This is a genomic window from Streptomyces sp. NPDC001914 (assembly GCF_042891215.1).
Lineage (GTDB): Bacteria > Actinomycetota > Actinomycetes > Streptomycetales > Streptomycetaceae > Streptomyces.
In genome coordinates, this window is record NZ_JBIASW010000006.1 from 442,211 (window position 1) to 459,263 (window position 17,053).

Annotated in this window: 12 protein-coding genes; 2 read left to right on the forward strand and 10 right to left on the reverse strand. The window is 71.3% G+C overall.

Features of this window, described 5'->3' with window-relative positions:
- Positions 1-134 precede the first annotated feature (134 nt).
- From ACFYYF_RS20130 to ACFYYF_RS20145, 4 genes are all read right to left on the reverse strand, one after another.
- The gene (locus ACFYYF_RS20130; protein ID WP_388777458.1) at positions 135-1,751 is read right to left on the reverse strand and encodes a DUF4153 domain-containing protein; all 1,617 of its coding nucleotides are present in this window, start codon (positions 1,749-1,751) and stop codon (positions 135-137) included.
- Positions 1,752-2,459: 708 nt separating this feature from the next.
- Entirely contained in the window at positions 2,460-3,374 is a 915-nt protein-coding gene (locus tag ACFYYF_RS20135) for an ADP-ribosylglycohydrolase family protein (RefSeq protein WP_388777461.1), read from the reverse strand.
- Positions 3,364-4,047: a histidine phosphatase family protein gene (locus ACFYYF_RS20140; protein WP_361687798.1), complete on the reverse strand. Its 684-nt coding sequence runs from the start codon at positions 4,045-4,047 to the stop codon at positions 3,364-3,366. The genes ACFYYF_RS20135 and ACFYYF_RS20140 overlap by 11 nt, the downstream gene beginning before the upstream one ends.
- A 127-nt stretch (positions 4,048-4,174) precedes the next feature.
- On the reverse strand, positions 4,175-4,780 hold the full coding sequence (locus ACFYYF_RS20145) for a YdbC family protein (protein WP_361687795.1): 606 nt from the start codon (positions 4,778-4,780) through the stop codon (positions 4,175-4,177).
- A 154-nt stretch (positions 4,781-4,934) separates the two neighbouring features.
- Here ACFYYF_RS20145 and ACFYYF_RS20150 point away from each other — a divergent pair, with 154 nt between their 5' ends.
- A complete protein-coding gene (locus ACFYYF_RS20150; RefSeq protein ID WP_388777464.1) occupies positions 4,935-5,468 on the forward strand; it encodes a TerD family protein in 534 nt (177 codons plus the stop codon).
- Between the two features lie 22 nt (positions 5,469-5,490).
- Here the strand turns inward: ACFYYF_RS20150 and ACFYYF_RS20155 are convergent, their stop codons facing one another.
- The 3 genes from ACFYYF_RS20155 to nrdR all read right to left on the reverse strand — a co-directional run bounded on the left by ACFYYF_RS20155 (position 5,491) and on the right by nrdR (position 10,103).
- A complete protein-coding gene (locus ACFYYF_RS20155) occupies positions 5,491-6,168 on the reverse strand; it encodes a DUF6215 domain-containing protein (RefSeq protein WP_388777467.1) in 678 nt (225 codons plus the stop codon).
- 313 nt (positions 6,169-6,481) lie between these two features.
- Complete coding sequence (locus ACFYYF_RS20160; protein WP_388777470.1) at positions 6,482-9,388, reverse strand: vitamin B12-dependent ribonucleotide reductase; 2,907 nt, start codon at positions 9,386-9,388, stop codon at positions 6,482-6,484.
- Between the two features lie 163 nt (positions 9,389-9,551).
- On the reverse strand, positions 9,552-10,103 hold the full coding sequence (gene nrdR / locus ACFYYF_RS20165) for a transcriptional regulator NrdR (protein WP_361687783.1): 552 nt from the start codon (positions 10,101-10,103) through the stop codon (positions 9,552-9,554).
- Between the two features lie 518 nt (positions 10,104-10,621).
- On the opposite strand from nrdR, the gene lexA reads away from it, so the two are divergent.
- Positions 10,622-11,398 (forward strand): transcriptional repressor LexA, encoded by a 777-nt coding sequence (lexA, locus tag ACFYYF_RS20170; RefSeq protein ID WP_103549644.1) that lies wholly within the window; start codon positions 10,622-10,624, stop codon positions 11,396-11,398.
- Positions 11,399-11,869: 471 nt separating this feature from the next.
- On the opposite strand, the gene ACFYYF_RS20175 is transcribed toward lexA, so the two are convergent.
- From ACFYYF_RS20175 to ACFYYF_RS20185, 3 genes are all read right to left on the reverse strand, one after another.
- Positions 11,870-13,888, reverse strand: coding sequence for an ATP-dependent DNA helicase (locus tag ACFYYF_RS20175; protein WP_388777475.1), 2,019 nt, complete (start codon positions 13,886-13,888; stop codon positions 11,870-11,872).
- Between the two features lie 145 nt (positions 13,889-14,033).
- Positions 14,034-14,825, reverse strand: coding sequence for a GNAT family N-acetyltransferase (locus ACFYYF_RS20180; protein ID WP_388777477.1), 792 nt, complete (start codon positions 14,823-14,825; stop codon positions 14,034-14,036).
- A gap of 62 nt (positions 14,826-14,887) precedes the next feature.
- On the reverse strand, positions 14,888-16,801 hold the full coding sequence (locus ACFYYF_RS20185; protein ID WP_388777593.1) for an IucA/IucC family protein: 1,914 nt from the start codon (positions 16,799-16,801) through the stop codon (positions 14,888-14,890).
- Between the last annotated feature and the right edge of the window lie 252 nt (positions 16,802-17,053).

Genomic DNA, 17,053 nt, shown 5'->3' on the forward strand with positions numbered 1-17,053 from the left:
GGTGACGCCCAGGAACCGACGTCACTGACGTCACCGGTGGGACTGACGCCACCGGTGGCACCGACGACATCGCTGTCACCGGTGCCACGGGTGCCACCGGTGACCAGCCCCGCCGAAGCATCGGCGACCGGCGTTCAGCGGTATTCCGGGACCCCCGCCAACGAGTCGCACTCCCTCTCGTCGACGGACGCGGCGGGCGGGTGGTCGCGGAGAATGTCCCGGGCCCGGATCTCGCCCCAACTCGTCGCGTACCAGGGAGTGTCGTCGTCGCCCAGTTCGTCGGCGATCGCGGTCAGCACGCAGGAACGCATCGGTTCCTTGAGCTTGTCGAGGGCCGGTACGGCGTCCGCCGACAGATCGCGGGCGTACAGGAGGTCGAACTTGCCCGTGTCCTCGTACCGCTGGACGTTGCTCTCGGCGATCAGACCGTCGGGCGACATCAGCCCGAACGCGAGGACGCCGGCCGCCGCGGCGGCAGCGACGGCGCGGGGCAGCCAGCGGGCGCCCCACACACCGGCCGCCATGATGAGCACGATGACCAGGCCGAGCCACAGCTCCCCGGCCAGCACCGAGATCCTCAGCCGCGTCAGCCCGTAGGCATCCACGTACATGTCCATGCGTCGCACGGCGGATGCCACGACGACGAGCGTCAGCGCGCAGAGGGTTCCCAGCACGCCCCGCACCAGCTTCCGGTCGCCGCTGCCGTCCCGCGGTGCCCAGCGCAGCGCGAACACCACGACGAGCAGGGTCAGCAGCGTGACGAACAGGAGCTGCCAGAAGCCCTGGCGCGCGTACTCGGCGTACGTCTGGCCGGTCTCCTTCAGCACGGCGTCGTAACCGCCGAAGAGGACGACGAGCTGCACGGCGTTGAAGGCCGCGAAGAGCACGGTGAGCACGATCAGCGGGAGAGCCCACTCGACACGGTTGCGCGGGCGCCCGGGTCGCACCACGACGCGGTCCAGTCGTACCGGCGCGGCCGCCGTGTGAGCCACGGCCAGCGCCACGACCAGGCCCGAGGCCAGGAGCACCACGCGCACGGGTCCGCCGGAGACCGAGGCGTCCGGCACCAGGCCGCTGAGCAGATCGGCGAAGGCGGCGTCGGCTCCGGCGAACAGGGCGCCGAAGACGAGCAGCAGGAGCGCGCTCACGACGAACGCGCGCAGGCCGACACCGACTCCGCGACGGGCACCGCCGAATCGTTCCCTCAGCCCGCGCCAGCCCCACGCGGCGCCGGTGATCACCGAGTTGAGCACGCCGACGGGGCCGAACAGAACCGCGGGCCAGGTGCGGCCGCCGTTCAGCGCGAGCGAACCGAGCCCGACCGCCGTCACGACGGCCAGGAACGACGGCCAGCCCGCGTCCCGCAGAGCCGGTACGACCAGCAGACCGACGCCGCCGATGCCCCAGACCAGGCTCCACGCGCGCGTGCGGCGCCCCGCGGCCCGGCCGGCGAAGTACGCGCCGAGCGCCGCGGGGATCGCGACCAGCAGGAGGTTGATGGCGAGACCGCCGTCGAGGAGCAGCATGCTCAGCACACCGGTCGCGAGCACGGCCCACAGCGTCGGTGTGCGCACCGGGGCGGGCGAGGTGGCCCACAGCTCCGGCGACCACAGTTCGGGCGGGCCCGACGGCCCCGCCTTGCCCTTGCCGGTCCGCGCCTGCGGCGACCGTGCGGCCTGTGACCGCCCTCCGCCGACGGCCCCGGCGCCCACGGCCCCGGCCGCCCGCCCGGGCGAGGACTTACCCTCCACGCCCCTGGGCGCACCCGCGTCCCCGGACTCGCTCGCGCCCCTGGACTCGCCCGCACCCCCGGGACTGTCCGCGCCCCCCGACGCGTCCGCACCCCCTGTTGCGACGGCCTTCGCCAGGACGTCAGGACCGCTGTCCGAGCGCCGTCCCGTGGAACTCGGTGCGTCCGCGGCCGTGGTTTCCGGTGCGTCCTGATCCGCGGCGTCGGGTACGTCCTGATCCGCGGCGCCCGGCGCCTCCGGACCCGTGAAGTCCGCAGACTCCGGTACCTCCGGATCCGTCAGTTCCGCAGACCCAGCGGACCCCGTGGCCTCCGTGGCCTCCGTGGCCTCCGTGGCCTCCGTCGGCCGGGACTCGGCTCCCGGAGTCTGTCCGTCGGCTTCCGGTCTCTTCCGCTGCGCCGCTGCCCCGCCGTCGGGCTCGGGCGTGGACGGTATGTCGGACAAGGGATCCCCTCCCAGCCGGTCACCGGGCAGCCCGGATCGCGCCGCCGGGGCGGAGAGGCTGTCGACCGGTGTTTCGTCGGCACACGCCCGCCATGATCAACGGGCGGCGTGGCGCACAGGTTATCCAGGGGCAATGCGGCTCTCTACGGCGCTGCGGGGCTGTAGCAAGCCTGTGACACAGCCCGGCGCCCCCTTCACGCCCCCTGCTCACGCCCGTTCCACCGGAGCAGCCGCAAGCGTCGTACGCCTCGCACTCCCCCCGCGTCACGCCCCCGACGCGCGTCCGGGCAGCCATTCCGGCAGCGCCTCCGTGGTGTCCAGCCATGCCCCGGGGGGCGCGCCGGCCTTTCCGGAGGCGATCACGCCGCCGACGATGGAGCAGTTCGTGTCCACGTCGCCGCCGACCTGGGCGGTGGCCCAGAAGCCCCCTTCGTAGTCACCCAGGGCGCGGGCGGCGGACCACAGGGCGAAGGGAACGGTGTCGTGCGCAGACGTACGCCGTCCGCAGCCGAGCACGGCGGCCACGGTCGCGGCGTCCCCGTAGTCGAGCATGTCGCGGGCGCGCCGGAGCCCCGCGCCCACGGCGCTGCGCGGCACGAGCGCGATGACGCCGTCCAGCAGGGCCTCGGCGCTCGGCGGACCCGCCGGGTCGGCGGCCAGCGCGGCGGCCGCGGCGACGGCCATGGCGCCGACCACGGCCTCACGGTGCTGGTGCGTCGGATAGGCGGAGATCTCCGCCTGGTGGGTCGCCTGCTCCGGGTCGTCGGCGTACCAGGCGCCGAGGGGAGCGATCCGCATCGCGGCGCCGTTGCCCCAGGAGCCCTGGCCCTTGAAGAGCGCCGACGCGAGCTCGCGCCAGTCGCCGCCCTCCCGGACCAGTCTCAGGAGGCGGTTGACCGCCGGGCCGTAGCCGCGGTCGAAGTCGTGGTGGTGGGCGAAGGAGTGGGCCAGGGCGTCCTGGTCGACGCGGTGGTGGGCGGCCAGGACGGCGACCACGGAACAGGCCATCTCGGTGTCGTCGGTCCACTGCCAGGGGCCGGACGGCAGTTCCCGGCGCTTGAGCAGGGGATAGTTCACGGGCACGAAGAACTGCGAGCCCAGCGCGTCCCCCACCGCGAGTCCGCGCAGGCTGGCGAGGGCGCGCTCGAAGCGCCCGTCGGGAGAGGTGTCAGCGATCATCGCCCTGCCACTCTATCCGGTGGCTCCGAACGACTTCCGGATCGCGCCACTGCTCGAAAGGACGGTCGAGGGTGTACCGGCCGTCCTCCCCGAGAACGAGCATCCTCACCTCCGCGTTCCCCGGGTTCGACAGCGATTCGAACTCGGCGACCGTCCAGTGGAACCAGCGCATGCAGAACAGCCGCATGGCGAGACCGTGGGTCACCAGGAGGACGTTCGGCGGGTGGTCGGGGGCCTCGAAGCTGCGGTACAGGCTCTCCAGGAAGCCGCCCACCCGGTCGTACACGTCCGCGCCGGACTCGCCCTGCGCGAACCGGTAGAAGAAGTGTCCGTACGCGTCGCGATAGGCCTTCTGGAGGCGTACGTCGTCCCGGTCCTGCCAGTTGCCCCAGTCCTGCTCGCGCAGCCGGGGCTCCTCGCGGACCCGGATGAGGTCGGGGTCGAGGTGGAAGGCCCGGAGCGTCTCGTGGGTACGTCGGTAGGGGGAGACGTAAACGCTTACGCGCTCCCTTCCGAAGAGCTCGCGCAGCTGTTTGCCGGTGTCCTCCGCCTGCTGCCACCCTGTCTCCGTGAGCGCCAGAGCGTGGTCGGGCTCGCGTTCGTACACGGTGTCATCGGCATTGCCCACCGACTCGCCGTGCCGGACAAGGACGATGCGCCGTGGTCGTGCCATGCCAAAACCCTAGATCGTGCCGGAGCTGTTCGAGCGGTCGTACGGTCTCATAAGGCGCAGGTCACACCGTTCCGGCCGCACAGGTCACATCGTTCCGTACATCAGTTCGCCCCGCGGGAGGGTGCCGTCAGACGATCCAGCCGGGTTCGAGCTGTACGACGTCTCCCGCGAGAGCGGCTATGTCGGCCTCGAGCTGGGCGCGCAGCGCCAGCCTCTCCAGCCGCTCGGTGCGGTATTTGCCGTGTTCCGCGGCCGACTGCCACATGGACAGGACCAGGAACTCACTGCCGGGCGCCTCGCCGAACATGCCCCGGACCATGCCGGGCGAACCGGCCATGGCGGGGTTCCAGACCTTCTCCTGCATGAGGGCGAAGTGTTCCGCCCGCTCCTCGTGGACACGGCAGTGCGCGACCCGGACCACGTCGGAGTCCGTGAAGCGCGGCTCGAAGCCCGTCTTCACGTCGAAGCGGTAGTCGAAGAGTTTGACCTGGGAGTCCTTGAACGTGCCGGACTGCGAGGCGGCGAGCCGGTCGTGGGACCGGGCCATGAAGGAGTCGTAGAAGGCGCGGCTCTCCCAGAACGAGAAGATGTGCGCGACACCGGACCGCCCCACGCTCCACCCTCCCCCCTGTCCCCGGAATCCCGGCTCCCCCAGAAGCCCCGCCCACTTTCGCTGCCCCCGTTCGAAACCGCGGCGGTCCACCACGGTGCAGCGAATCCACTTGACCAGCACCGCGCCATCGTACGGCCCAGGAACGTGGCGCCGGTCACGCTCCGCCGGAGTGGATCCCGGCGCGCGCCCCGGCGCGCGTGGCACGATGGACAACCGGGCCTACTCTCAGGGGAGTTGGCCCGGTGACGGGCGAGGAACGGGGAGGGGACATCCGGTGAACGGTCTCAACAAGGGGATCCGCAAGGCCGAGTTGGCGATCAAGTGGGATCCCAGTCCCGTGGGCGAGCCCGCGACCGATCTCGACATCGTCGCGGCGACGTACCTGGCGTCCGCGCCACAGGGGAATCCGGACTACGTCGTCTATTTCGGCAGCCGTTCCCCGGACGGCACCATCTATCTGAACCGCGACAGCAAGGACGGCAAGGGCTTCGGCTGGGACGAGGTCATGACCCTGGAACTCGACCGCCTGGACAGCCGTTACGCGCGCGTGGTCGTCGGGGTCCTGATACAGCAGCGCACCGAGGCGCGGACCTTCGTCGGTGTCCTCAACCCCGCCTTCCGGCTGCGCGAGGGCTACACCATCCTGACGCAGGGGGACTTCGGGGACGTCCTGGGCTCGACGGCGGCGACCATCGGGGAGTTCGTCCGCGACCACTCCGGGGAGTGGACGTTCCACGCGGGCATCCAGGGCTACGACACCGACCCGGCGACCTTCGCCAGGGTCATGGGCAGCCCGCAGGAGGCGTGAGGCACGGCCCGGCGGCGGGTGTTCAGCCGCTCTTCCAGCCCGGGACCGTCGGCAGGACCAGCTCGGCGACGCGGAACAGTGCCGCGTCGTCGGGCACGACGTCGTCCTGACGCCAGATGGTGATCTCGAACGAACCGCCGCCCTCCTTGACGTCCTTGGCGACCAGCAGGCTGCGGGCGACGCCGCCGGGGCCGCTCCCGGCCTTGCCCGAGTCGAGCGTGAGGGCGGTCGTCCGGTCCGAGTAGAGGACCGCCGGGTGGCCCAGGATCTGCCGGGGCTGGGCCTGCGGCAGCAGATCGAGGCCCTGGGAGACGGAGAACCGGTCGTCCGAGGCGGACAGCTTCACGGAGTACGTCTCCAGCGTGACGTTCGCCTCCGGGCTCGCCATCCTGGTGCCGTCGACGGTCATCCAGTTGTCGTCGCCGTCGGCCGTCCGCACGGGCTCGTCGGGCGTCCCGAGGAGGACCGGCAGGTCCGAGCGGTTCAGCGCCCGGCAGAGCTGTGCCCCGGAGACGCGCTTCGGTGGCGGAGTGCCGTGCGCGTCGGAGCAGGTGACCTGTCCGCCGCTGTCCTCGCCGCCCGGAAGGATCCGCGACAGCCCCCGTATGCCCCCTGCGACGCCCGCGACCAGCACCACCGCCGCGACGGCCTGAACCCCCACGTTCAGGCCACTTCTCGATCCGGCCACCTTGTCGGCCATGTCCCCCGCCTCCCCCGTCGCGCTCCGTGCGCGCGGAGGGAGACTAGCCGCTGATCGTTTCGCGCGAAAGGCGAATTCTGCGCGGGCCCGGGACCGGGGCCGGGCCCTGCCCGGGAACACCCCGAGCCGGCCGGTGCTGCGGAGCCTTCCCAGGACGCGGCGGGGGCCGCCGGGAACGCCGAGGGCGGTGGAGCCCACTGCTCGCTCCACCGCCCTGATCAGCTGTTCACGCCCGGCGGGCGTCCGGTGTCAGCCGCGACCGTTTCGCTGGACCGGGCCCGGCGTCAGCCGCTCGCCGGACCGGCGTCCGGCGTCAGCTGCAACCGCTGGTCGAACCGCAGCCCTCGCAGATGTAGCAGGAGCCGGCCCGCTGCATCTTCGTACCGCAGGAGAAGCAGAGCGGCGCGTCGGCCTGGATGCCGAGCTGCATCTCCACCAGCTCGGCGCTGGTGCGGACCTGCTTGGGCGCGGGCTCGGCCACGACCGCCTCGGTCCTGGGGGCCGCGACGGCCTTCAGTTCCTGGGCGAGGGGCGCGGACTGGGCCAGACCCTCGACGTCGAGCTCGTCCTCGGAGGGCTCGTAGGAGCCCGTCTCCAGGTGACGCTGACGCTCCTCGGCGGAGTGGATGCCGAGCGCGGAGCGCGTCTCGAAGGGCAGGAAGTCCAGCGCCAGGCGGCGGAAGATGTAGTCGACGATCGACTGCGCCATCCGCACGTCCGGGTCGTCCGTCATGCCGGCCGGCTCGAAGCGCATGTTGGTGAACTTCGAGACGTACGTCTCCAGCGGCACGCCGTACTGCAGACCAACCGAGACGGCGATCGAGAAGGCGTCCATCATGCCCGCGAGGGTGGAACCCTGCTTCGACATCTTGAGGAAGACCTCGCCGAGACCGTCGTCGGGGTAGGAGTTGGCGGTCATGTAACCCTCGGCGCCACCGACCGTGAAGGAGGTGGTGATGCCGGGACGGCCCTTGGGCAGACGCTTGCGGACCGGGCGGTACTCGACGACCTTCTCGACCGCGGTACGGATGGTGTCCTCGGCCTTGGCCGTGACGGCGTCCGTCGCGGACTTCTCCTTCTCCTTGGTCTTGGCGGAGAGGGGCTGGCCGACCTTGCAGTTGTCGCGGTAGATCGCGAGCGCCTTGACGCCCATCTTCCACGCCTCGAAGTAGACCTCTTCGACGTCCTCGACGGTCGCCGTCTCCGGCAGGTTGACCGTCTTGGAGAGGGCGCCGGAGATCCACGGCTGGATCGCGGCCATCATGCGGACGTGGCCCATCGCGGAGATGGAGCGCTCGCCCATGGCGCAGTCGAAGACCTCGTAGTGCTCGTGCTTGAGGCCGGGGGCGTCGACCACGTTGCCGTGCTCGGCGATGTGGGCGACGATCGCCTCGATCTGCTCCTCCTGGTAGCCCAGGCGGCGCAGGGCCTGCGGGACGGTGCCGTTGACGATCTGCATCGAGCCGCCGCCGACGAGCTTCTTGAACTTGACCAGGGCGAGGTCGGGCTCGAGGCCGGTGGTGTCGCAGGACATCGCGAGACCGATGGTGCCGGTCGGGGCGATGACGGATGCCTGCGCGTTGCGGAAGCCGCTCTTCTCGCCGAGGCGGATCACGTCCTGCCATGCCTCCGTGGCGGCGGCCCAGATCGGGGTGTCCAGGTCGTCCATGCGGACGGCCGAGGTGTTGGCGTCGGCGTGCTGCTTCATGACGCGCTGGTGGGGCTGCGCGTTGCGGGCGTAGCCGTCGTACGGGCCGACGACCGCGGCGAGTTCGGCGGAACGCTTGTACGACCTGCCGGTCATCAGGGAGGTGATGGCGCCGGCGAGCGCGCGGCCGCCGTCGGAGTCGTACGCGTGGCCGGTCGCCATGAGGAGGGCGCCGAGGTTGGCGTAGCCGATGCCGAGCTGGCGGAAGGCGCGGGTGTTCTCGCCGATCTTCTCGGTCGGGAAGTCGGCGAAGCAGATGGAGATGTCCATCGCGGTGATGACCAGCTCGACGACCTGGGCGAAGCGCTCGACGTCGAAGGACTGGTGGCCCTTGCCGTCGTCCTTCAGGAACTTCATCAGGTTCAGCGAGGCGAGGTTGCAGGACGTGTTGTCCAGGTGCATGTACTCGCTGCACGGGTTCGAGCCGTTGATACGACCGGACTCCGGGCACGTGTGCCAGTGGTTGATCGTGTCGTCGTACTGGATACCCGGGTCGGCGCAGGCCCAGGCCGCCTCGGCCATCTTGCGGAAGAGCGACTTGGCGTCGACCTTCTCGATGACCTCGCCGGTCATGCGCGAGGTGAGACCGAAGGTGCCGCCCTCCTCGACCGCCTTCATGAAGGTGTCGTTGACGCGGACCGAGTTGTTGGCGTTCTGGTACTGGACGGACGTGATGTCGTCCCCGCCCAGGTCCATGTCGAAGCCCGCGTCACGCAGCGCGCGGATCTTCTCCTCTTCCTTCACCTTGGTCTCGATGAAGTCCTCGATGTCCGGGTGGTCGACGTCGAGGATGACCATCTTGGCCGCGCGGCGCGTGGCGCCGCCCGACTTGATCGTTCCTGCGGAGGCGTCGGCACCGCGCATGAAGGAGACGGGACCCGAGGCGTTGCCGCCGGAGGAGAGGAGCTCCTTGGAGGAGCGGATGCGGGAGAGGTTCAGGCCGGCGCCGGAGCCGCCCTTGAAGATCATGCCCTCTTCCTTGTACCAGTCGAGGATCGACTCCATGGAGTCGTCGACGGACAGGATGAAGCAGGCGGAGACCTGCTGGGGCTGGGGGGTCCCGACGTTGAACCAGACCGGGCTGTTGAAGCTGAAGATCTGGTGCAGGAGGGCGTACGCCAGCTCGTGCTCGAAGATCTCGGCGTCGGCGGGCGAAGCGAAGTACTTGAAGTCCTCGCCGGCCTTCCGGTACGTCTTCACGATGCGGTCGATGAGCTGCTTGAGGCTCACCTCGCGCTGCGGGGTGCCGACGGCACCGCGGAAGTACTTGCTGGTGACGATGTTGACCGCGTTCACCGACCAGAAGCCGGGGAACTCGACGCCACGCTGCTCGAAGTTGACCGAGCCGTCGCGCCAGTTGGTCATGACGACGTCACGGCGCTCCCACTCCACCTCGTCGTACGGGTGCACGCCGGGGGTGGTGTGAATGCGCTCGATGCGCAGTCCCTTGCTGGCCTTGGCTCCGCCCTTCGCGCGGGAACCTCGTGCCGGACCGCTCGCCGTCTCTGTCATGCCGCCTCCCTGTAACAGGCTAAAACGCGCTCAAGTGCCGCGAACTTCCCGTGGCACGGTCTGTGTCTGATGCCGCGCGCGCCGCCGAGGACGGCCGTGCGCTGCAAGTCTGTGGTCGCCGCCCGCGGGCGGTACCGGACGCCCCGAGGGGTCCGGTCCGCGGTCAGTCGGCGGCGGTGGCGGGCACGGGAACCTCGACGGTTCCGCCCTGCCCGTGATCGGTCTCCTGGCGCACCACGTCCGGGACGTCGTCGTCCTCGGCGGGGCGCTGATTCACCTGCCTGAGTTCCGCGATGGCGGCTTCGAAGTCGTCGAGCGAGTCGAAGGCCCGGTACACGGACGCGAACCTCATGTAGGCCACGAGGTCGAGTTCCTGCAAGGGTCCGAGTATGGCCAGTCCCACGTCGTGGGTGGTCAGTTCGGCGCTTCCGGTGGCTCGCACGGCCTCTTCGACCCGCTGGCCGAGCTGGGCGAGCGCGTCCTCGGTGACGGGACGCCCCTGGCAGGCCTTGCGCACGCCGTTGATGACCTTGATGCGGCTGAAGGGCTCGGTCACCCCGGAGCGCTTCACCACCATCAGCGAGCACGTCTCCACGGTCGTGAAACGACGGGAGCAGTCGGGGCACTGGCGGCGCCTGCGGATCGACGTGCCGTCGTCGGTCGTACGACTGTCGACGACGCGGCTGTCAGGGTGCCTGCAGAAGGGGCAGTGCATGGCTCCAACCCTCCTTCACAGCACGACTCAGGAACCTCGCGGGACCTCACGGGCCCCTCGAAGCAGCCTCAAGCATAGGCGATGCCCGAGGGTCGGGAGACCCGGGGGACCACAACTTCTGGGATGCGTCCGCAATCCAACCACTAGATGTGGGGATCGGCTTGTGAATACGCCCACGACGCGCGTGTCGTACACGTAAGGGCACGTGCCGCACAGGCATACCCATCCCGGACACACGGGGATAGCGTGGTCGGCGCACGGAAGGGGGTCGGTTCCCGACCGGTCGGCCTTCGGATGGCAGACTGGGCGACGGCCCAGGTCAGCCGGTACGGCCGCCGCCTCCGGCGCTGAAGGGTACAGCAATGGGCCCTTTTGTCCGCCAGGCGCGTCGACAGCCATACACCCAGACACATGCTCACGTCAGGCAATTCGCGGTTTTTCACTCGAACGTGTGTTTGGCGCAACCTTTCGAAAGCTACTACCGTTGTCCAGCAGGGAGACCATCGAGAGGGGCCGACGTGACCACCACCGCAGACAGCGCCACCATCACCGCCCAGGACCGCTCCCAGGGCCGACTCGAGCCGGTGCATGTGATGAACGAAGCCGCGAATCATGAGGGGCCAAAGCGCTCCCTGCCTGGCCGACCTCCAGGCATCCGGGCCGACAGCTCGGGACTCACCGACCGGCAACGCCGGGTGATCGAGGTGATCCGGGACTCCGTGCAGCGGCGCGGTTACCCGCCGTCGATGCGGGAGATCGGGCAGGCCGTCGGCCTCTCCAGCACCTCCTCCGTCGCACACCAGCTCATGGCGCTGGAGCGCAAGGGCTTCCTGCGGCGCGACCCGCACCGCCCGCGCGCCTACGAGGTGCGGGGCTCGGACCAGTCCTCGGTGCAGCCGACGGACACGGCGGGCAAGCCGGCCGCGTCGTACGTGCCGCTCGTCGGCCGTATCGCCGCCGGTGGCCCGATCCTCGCCGAGGAGTCGGTCGAGGACGTCTTCCCTCTCCCGCGACAGCTCGTGGGCGACGGAGAGCTGTTCGTCCTGAAGGTCGTCGGTGACTCGATGATCGAGGCCGCCATCTGCGACGGGGACTGGGTGACGGTCCGCCGCCAGCCGGTCGCGGAGAACGGCGACATCGTCGCCGCGATGCTCGACGGCGAGGCCACGGTGAAGCGCTTCAAGCGCGAGGACGGGCACGTGTGGCTGCTGCCGCACAACTCGGCGTACCAGCCGATCCCCGGGGACGAGGCGACCATCCTCGGAAAGGTCGTCGCCGTACTGCGCCGGGTGTGACACCGCGACGGGTGGTCCACCGCCCCCGCCCCTGACCGGGCCCCGGAACCAACTGCGCCGGTTCCGGGGTCCTGTGCGTTTTCGGGCCGGGGGCCTTGACCGGGATTCCCTGTCCCGGACCGGGATGCCCGCTCCCCCACCGGGAGCCCTGTCCCGGACCGGGAGCCCGGTCCCCCACCGGGATGCCCGGTTCCCGACCACCGGGTACAGAGCCCTGGGGCGACCGAGCAGCACCGGGGGCCGGCAGGCACCGGAGCCCCGGACCGGCAAAACAGACGTCGGCGATCCCGGTTGGCCGAACAGGCTCTGAGGCTAGGAGCGCCGGACTGACACCGGGACCCGGACGTTCCGCAGGCGCCGGGGCCGGGCGGGGCTCTGCGGCCCGGAGCGGGGGACGGACACCGGGGCCCGGAATCCCCGCAGGCGCCGGGGCCGGGCGGTGTCGGCCGTCGGTGTCGGCTCCGGGGCGGGTTACGCGTCCTCCGGCTCGGCCGGCGCGTCGGCGGGCTTCGCCGCCGCCTCCTCGGTCGCGCGGGCCTTCTCGTCGATCGCCGCCAGGGATCTGCGGACCTGGTTCGGGTCCGTGGTGTACCAGAAGTCGGGGAGCGAGGCCTTCAGATAGCTGCCGTAGCGGGCCGTGGCCAGACGCTGGTCCAGCACGGCGACCACACCCCGGTCGCCCGACGCCCGGACCAGACGGCCGGCGCCCTGGGCCATGAGGAGCGCGGCATGGGTGGCGGCGACCGCCATGAAGCCGTTGCCCCCGTTCTCCTCGACCGCTTTCTGGCGGGCGCTCATCAACGGGTCGTCGGGACGGGGGAAGGGGATCTTGTCCATGACGACGAGCTGGCAGCTGGGCCCCGGCACGTCCACGCCCTGCCACAGCGACAGGGTGCCGAACAGACAGGTCTTCGGATCGGCCGCGAAGTTCTTGATCAGCTCGCCGAGCGTCTCCTCGCCCTGGAGCAGGATCGGAAACTCGGGGATACGGGTCCGCAGCTCCTCCGCCGCGAGCTGGGCCGCGCGCATCGAGGAGAACAGACCGAGCGTACGACCGCCGGCTGCCTGGATCAGCTCGGTGAGTTCGTCGAGCATGTCGCCGCGGTCGGCGTCCCGCGCGGGGCGCGAGAGATGCCGGGCGACGTACAGGATGCCCTGCCGGGGGTAGTCGAACGGCGAGCCGACGTCGACGCCCTTCCACTGCGGGAAGTCGTCGCCCTCCGTGCCTTCGGGGGCGAGTCCCATCGACGCTCCCACGCCGTTGAAGTCCCCGCCGAGCTTCAGGGTCGCGGACGTCAGGACGACCGAGCGGTCGGCGAACAGCTTCTCCCGGAGGAGCCCGGACACGTTCATCGGGGCGACCCGGAGCGAGGCTCCGAAGCGGTCGTGACGTTCGTACCAGACGACGTCGTACTCGGAGCCGTTGGCGATTCTCTCCGCCACGGAGTGCACGGACTCGACGGACGCCAGCGCCTGCTTCCGCACGGCGTCCTCGTCCTGGACAGACTTGTCACGGGTCGAGCCGAGCGCGGTGATCACCGTGCGGGCGGCGTCGCGCAGCGCCATCAGCGCGTACCCGAGGTCCTCCGGGATCTCCTCCAGGCGGCCCGGCAGAGCCAGCTCCATCAGGCGTTCGAAGCCCTCGGCAGCGGTCTGGAGCTGGTCGGCCGCCTTCTCGTTGACGAGCTTCGCGGAGCGGCGCACGGCACGGTTGACCTGCCCCGGCGTGAGCTCGCCCGTGGCGACGCCGGTCACCCGGGAGACCAGCTCGTGGGCCTCGTCCACGATCAGCACCTCGTGCTGCGGCAGGACCGGCGCGCCCTCGATGGCGTCGATCGCGAGCAGCGCGTGGTTGGTGACGACGACCTCGGCGAGCTTGGCGCGCTCGCGGGCCATCTCGGCGAAGCACTCGGCTCCGTAGGCGCATTTCGTGGCGCCGAGGCACTCCCGGGAGGACACCGACACCTGGCCCCAGGCCCGGTCGGAGACACCCGGAGTGAGGTCGTCCCGGTCACCCGTCTCGGTCTCGTCCGACCAGTCGCGCAGCCGCAGCAGGTCCTGTCCCAGCTTGCTGGTGGGCGCGGCCGCCTCGAACGGGTCGAAGAGGCCGTCCTCCTCGTCCTGGGGCACGCCCTCGTGCAGGCGGTGCAGGCACAGGTAGTTCGACCGGCCCTTCAGCATCGCGAACTCGGGGCGGCGGCGCAGCAGCGGATGCAGCGCGTCGACCGTGCGCGGCAGGTCCCGCTCCACGAGCTGACGCTGGAGCGCCAGCGTGGCGGTCGCCACGACCACCCGCTCGCCGTGCGCGAGCGCCGGCACCAGGTAGCCGAGCGACTTTCCGGTGCCGGTGCCCGCCTGGATCAGCAGGTGGGAGCTGTCGTCGATGGCGGCCGCGACGGCTTCGGCCATCGTCACCTGGCCGGGGCGCTCCGTGCCGCCGACGGCGGCGACGGCAGCATGCAGGAGTTCGGGGAGTGAGGGCTTCGTCATAGCGCTGCCAGCCTACGGGGCTCCACTGACAACGGAGCGATCAAGGCGAGAACCGAGGGCGTGATCGGGCCGGGCGCGGGCCGGGGGATCAGGGGACGGGGCATGCGGGCTCCAGGGCAGAGGACCGGACCGGGCGATCGGCACGTCACGGGTGACGGCTCTGGAGCAGATCGCGCAGGGCCCGGTCCCGGATCATGAGGGCCGCTCGCTTACCGGGCAGATCGACCTCGGCGGAGAAGCGGAAGCCCGCGCTCAGGAACGCGGACACGGACGGGGTGTTGCGGAGGTCGGGCTCCGCGACGACCCGGGCGCACGAGGGGCGATTGTCCAGCACGTGGTCGGCGACGGCCCTGAGCAGGGTGGAGCCGAGGCCCCGCCCGCGGTCGGCGACACCGCCGACGAGGAGGTGGATCCCGGTGTCGTGGGGCCGGGCCGGGTAGTGGCGTGCCAGCGGGTCGAGGTCCGCGCGGTAGATCTCCCAGTAGCTCATCGGGGTGCCGTCGAGCACGCCGAGGCACGGGACGCTGCGGCCGTCGCCGTCGAACTGCCGGAGCACATGGTCCTCGACCACGGACGCGGGTCCCGCCAGCTCCCAGAACTCCGCGACGGCGGGGTCGTTCATCCAGCGGTGGAGGAGGGCCAGGTCGCGGCCGGGACGCACCGGGACGAGCTGGAGGACGCCGGCGGGTGTCTTGGCCGGCCCCCAGCCGCCGACGCGGTCGAGCAGATCGCCGCTGCCCGAGGTCGTGTCGCCCGTGTTCGAGGTCCTGTCCGTGGTCCCCGGCGGAAATCCGCCGGGGCCTCCTTTCCCGGCCCCTTCCCCCGATCCGGCGCCCTCCGCGAACAGGGCGATCAGTTCGTCGGAAAGGCGCAGGTCGAGCGTGTCCTCGCAGTCCGTGCCGGTGCCGGGTTCGGTGCTCTCGTCGGTGGGAGGCACGACGACGCTCCTCTCGGGAGACGGGGTGGGTCATGTTCCCCATGGATGAGGGGAGGCGGACGTCAGGAGTGGAGGGGGTTGGTGATCGTGACGTAGACGGACTGGGTGTCGACCGGACCGACCAGTTCGTCGAGGCCGTGCAGCCGGGTCAGCAGGTTGGCCTTGCAGCGCAGGACGGGCGAGTCGAGCAGCAGGGCGGGCAGCGGAGTGCGCAGCCGGGCTGGTCCGCTGAGCACGCCGGCGAGGAAGCGCCGGAACGCGGCGAGCAGCAGCGTTTCGTCGGCGAGCCGCTGGGAGCCGAAGGCCCCAATGAGGCCGAGCACGTTGTTGATGGCGAGGTAGTAGGCGAAGCGCTCGTCGGTGACCTCGTCGGAGACGAAGGTGTCGCTGTGCGCCCCGATGCCGGGCAGCCGGTGGTCGAGTTCGGCGCGCCGGGACTCGCGGAAGTAGTAGCCCTGGTTGTCGCGGTAGCGGCCGCCGGTGGGCCAGCCGTCGGCGTCCAGCAGGACCAGGGTGTTCTGCTGGTGTGCCTCCAGGGCGATGCCCGCCTCGCTGTCCAGCCAGAGCACGGGGCGGACGACCTGTTCGAGATAGCGCAGGAACCATTCGGTGGCCACGGCGCCGCGCGGGCGACCGGTCCGGCCCGCGAGCCCGGTCACGACCTCGGCGAGCCGGGAGCGCATGAAGGGCCCGCGCTCGGCCGGGCTGTGCGTGCCCAGGTGTGCGTACGGCCGGGGTGAGACCAGCCCCGCGACGCAGCCGACGTCGTCCGTCGGTGCGAACGGGTTGTGGCGGATCATCACGTCGAGCCCGGGGATCGGGTTGCCGTCCCGGTCGTCGACGGCGAGCCAGGACGGGTCCCGGACGATGTCGAATCCGGGGTGGACGGACTGCCATTGCTCGAACAGCCCGCCGCGCAGCAGACGGTGGACCTCGGCGCCGCGGTGCAGTTCCTTGCGGAGGTTCTCACGGCGGGAGTTGGTGATGCGCAGTCCCAGCGACAGTTTCAGCATCGCGGGGGCACCGGGGCGGTAGACGGTGCGGACGGAGGAGGTCGGGTGCCAGGGGGTGCCGTGCGGGCCGAGGTCGCGGAGGAGTCCGGCGTCCAGCAGGGCCGCGGTCTCGGGGCGGTGCCGGACCTCGCGCATCTGCCAGGGGTGCAGGGGCAGTACGGCGGCACAGTCTTCGGGGAGGGAGAGGCCGGGCCCGGCCAGCCGCGTCGTGAGCTGTTGCGCCGACACGGGGCGGCCGCGTTCCGTCCATGCGGAGTCGGATGCCAGGACCGAGGGGGCGACCGCCATCCAGTGCAGGGGGAAGGAGCCGCGCAACTCGGGTGAGTAGAGCCTGCCTTCCGTGTCGGAGAGGCCGTCGCGCCCCTTGGGCGTCGGGTGCAGGGGGTGGCCGAGGAGGAGCGCCTGTTCCGCGGCGAGGAAGTGGTCGGGCGGGTCGGCGGGGTGCTCCCTGCGGTCGCTGATGAAGACGGCTGTGCGCCGGACGGAGTCGGCGACGCGGCCGACGAGGTCGGCGCCCTCACCGGCCGGGCTGTCCGCGTGCCGGGGGTCGGCTTCACCCGGTGCCGCTGCCGCCGGTCCCCCGGCCGGTGCCGCCGGGTCGGCCGGGGCCGGTGTTCCGGGGGCCGTCTGGCGGGCGAAGAGGGCCGCCACGGTGACCGCGTCGACGGCCGGTGCCCGTTCGGGAGCTCCGGCGAGGACGGGTGGCCCGAAACGGTGCCAGCCGGAGCGGGACCAGTGGCGGACCGGAACGAGCAGGGTCGTGCCGCTGGCCGGCAGGGCGATGCGCAGGGTGCCGTCGTCCGGGGCGGCCAGGTCGTTCTCCCGTACCCAGCAGCGCAGCAGGTTCTCCACCGCGGCCGCCTGCGCCGCGGTCCCGGTGTCGGGGTGGTCGAGCGGGTCCACCGGGTCCAGTGCGTCGGCGGCCCGGCCCGGCCGTCGTTCGGCGGGATCGGCCGCCTCCATGGGCCGGGAAAGGGACTCCGGTGCGGGCGAGTACGGGGCCGGTACGCCGACGGTGACTCGCTCGTACGGGGCGGGAGGGCTGTCGGGTGCGGGGGTGGTGTTCACGAGGAGTTCCTTGCGGGTCGTTCGGGCTCGTGCGGCGAGGGACCGGGCCGGAACCTAGGCGGGTGGGGGCTCTCGGCGTTCCTGGTCGGTCCGTGGGGAGGGCGGTGAGGCGGGCGGCGAGGTCGGCCGTGAGGCTGGGGGGTGAGA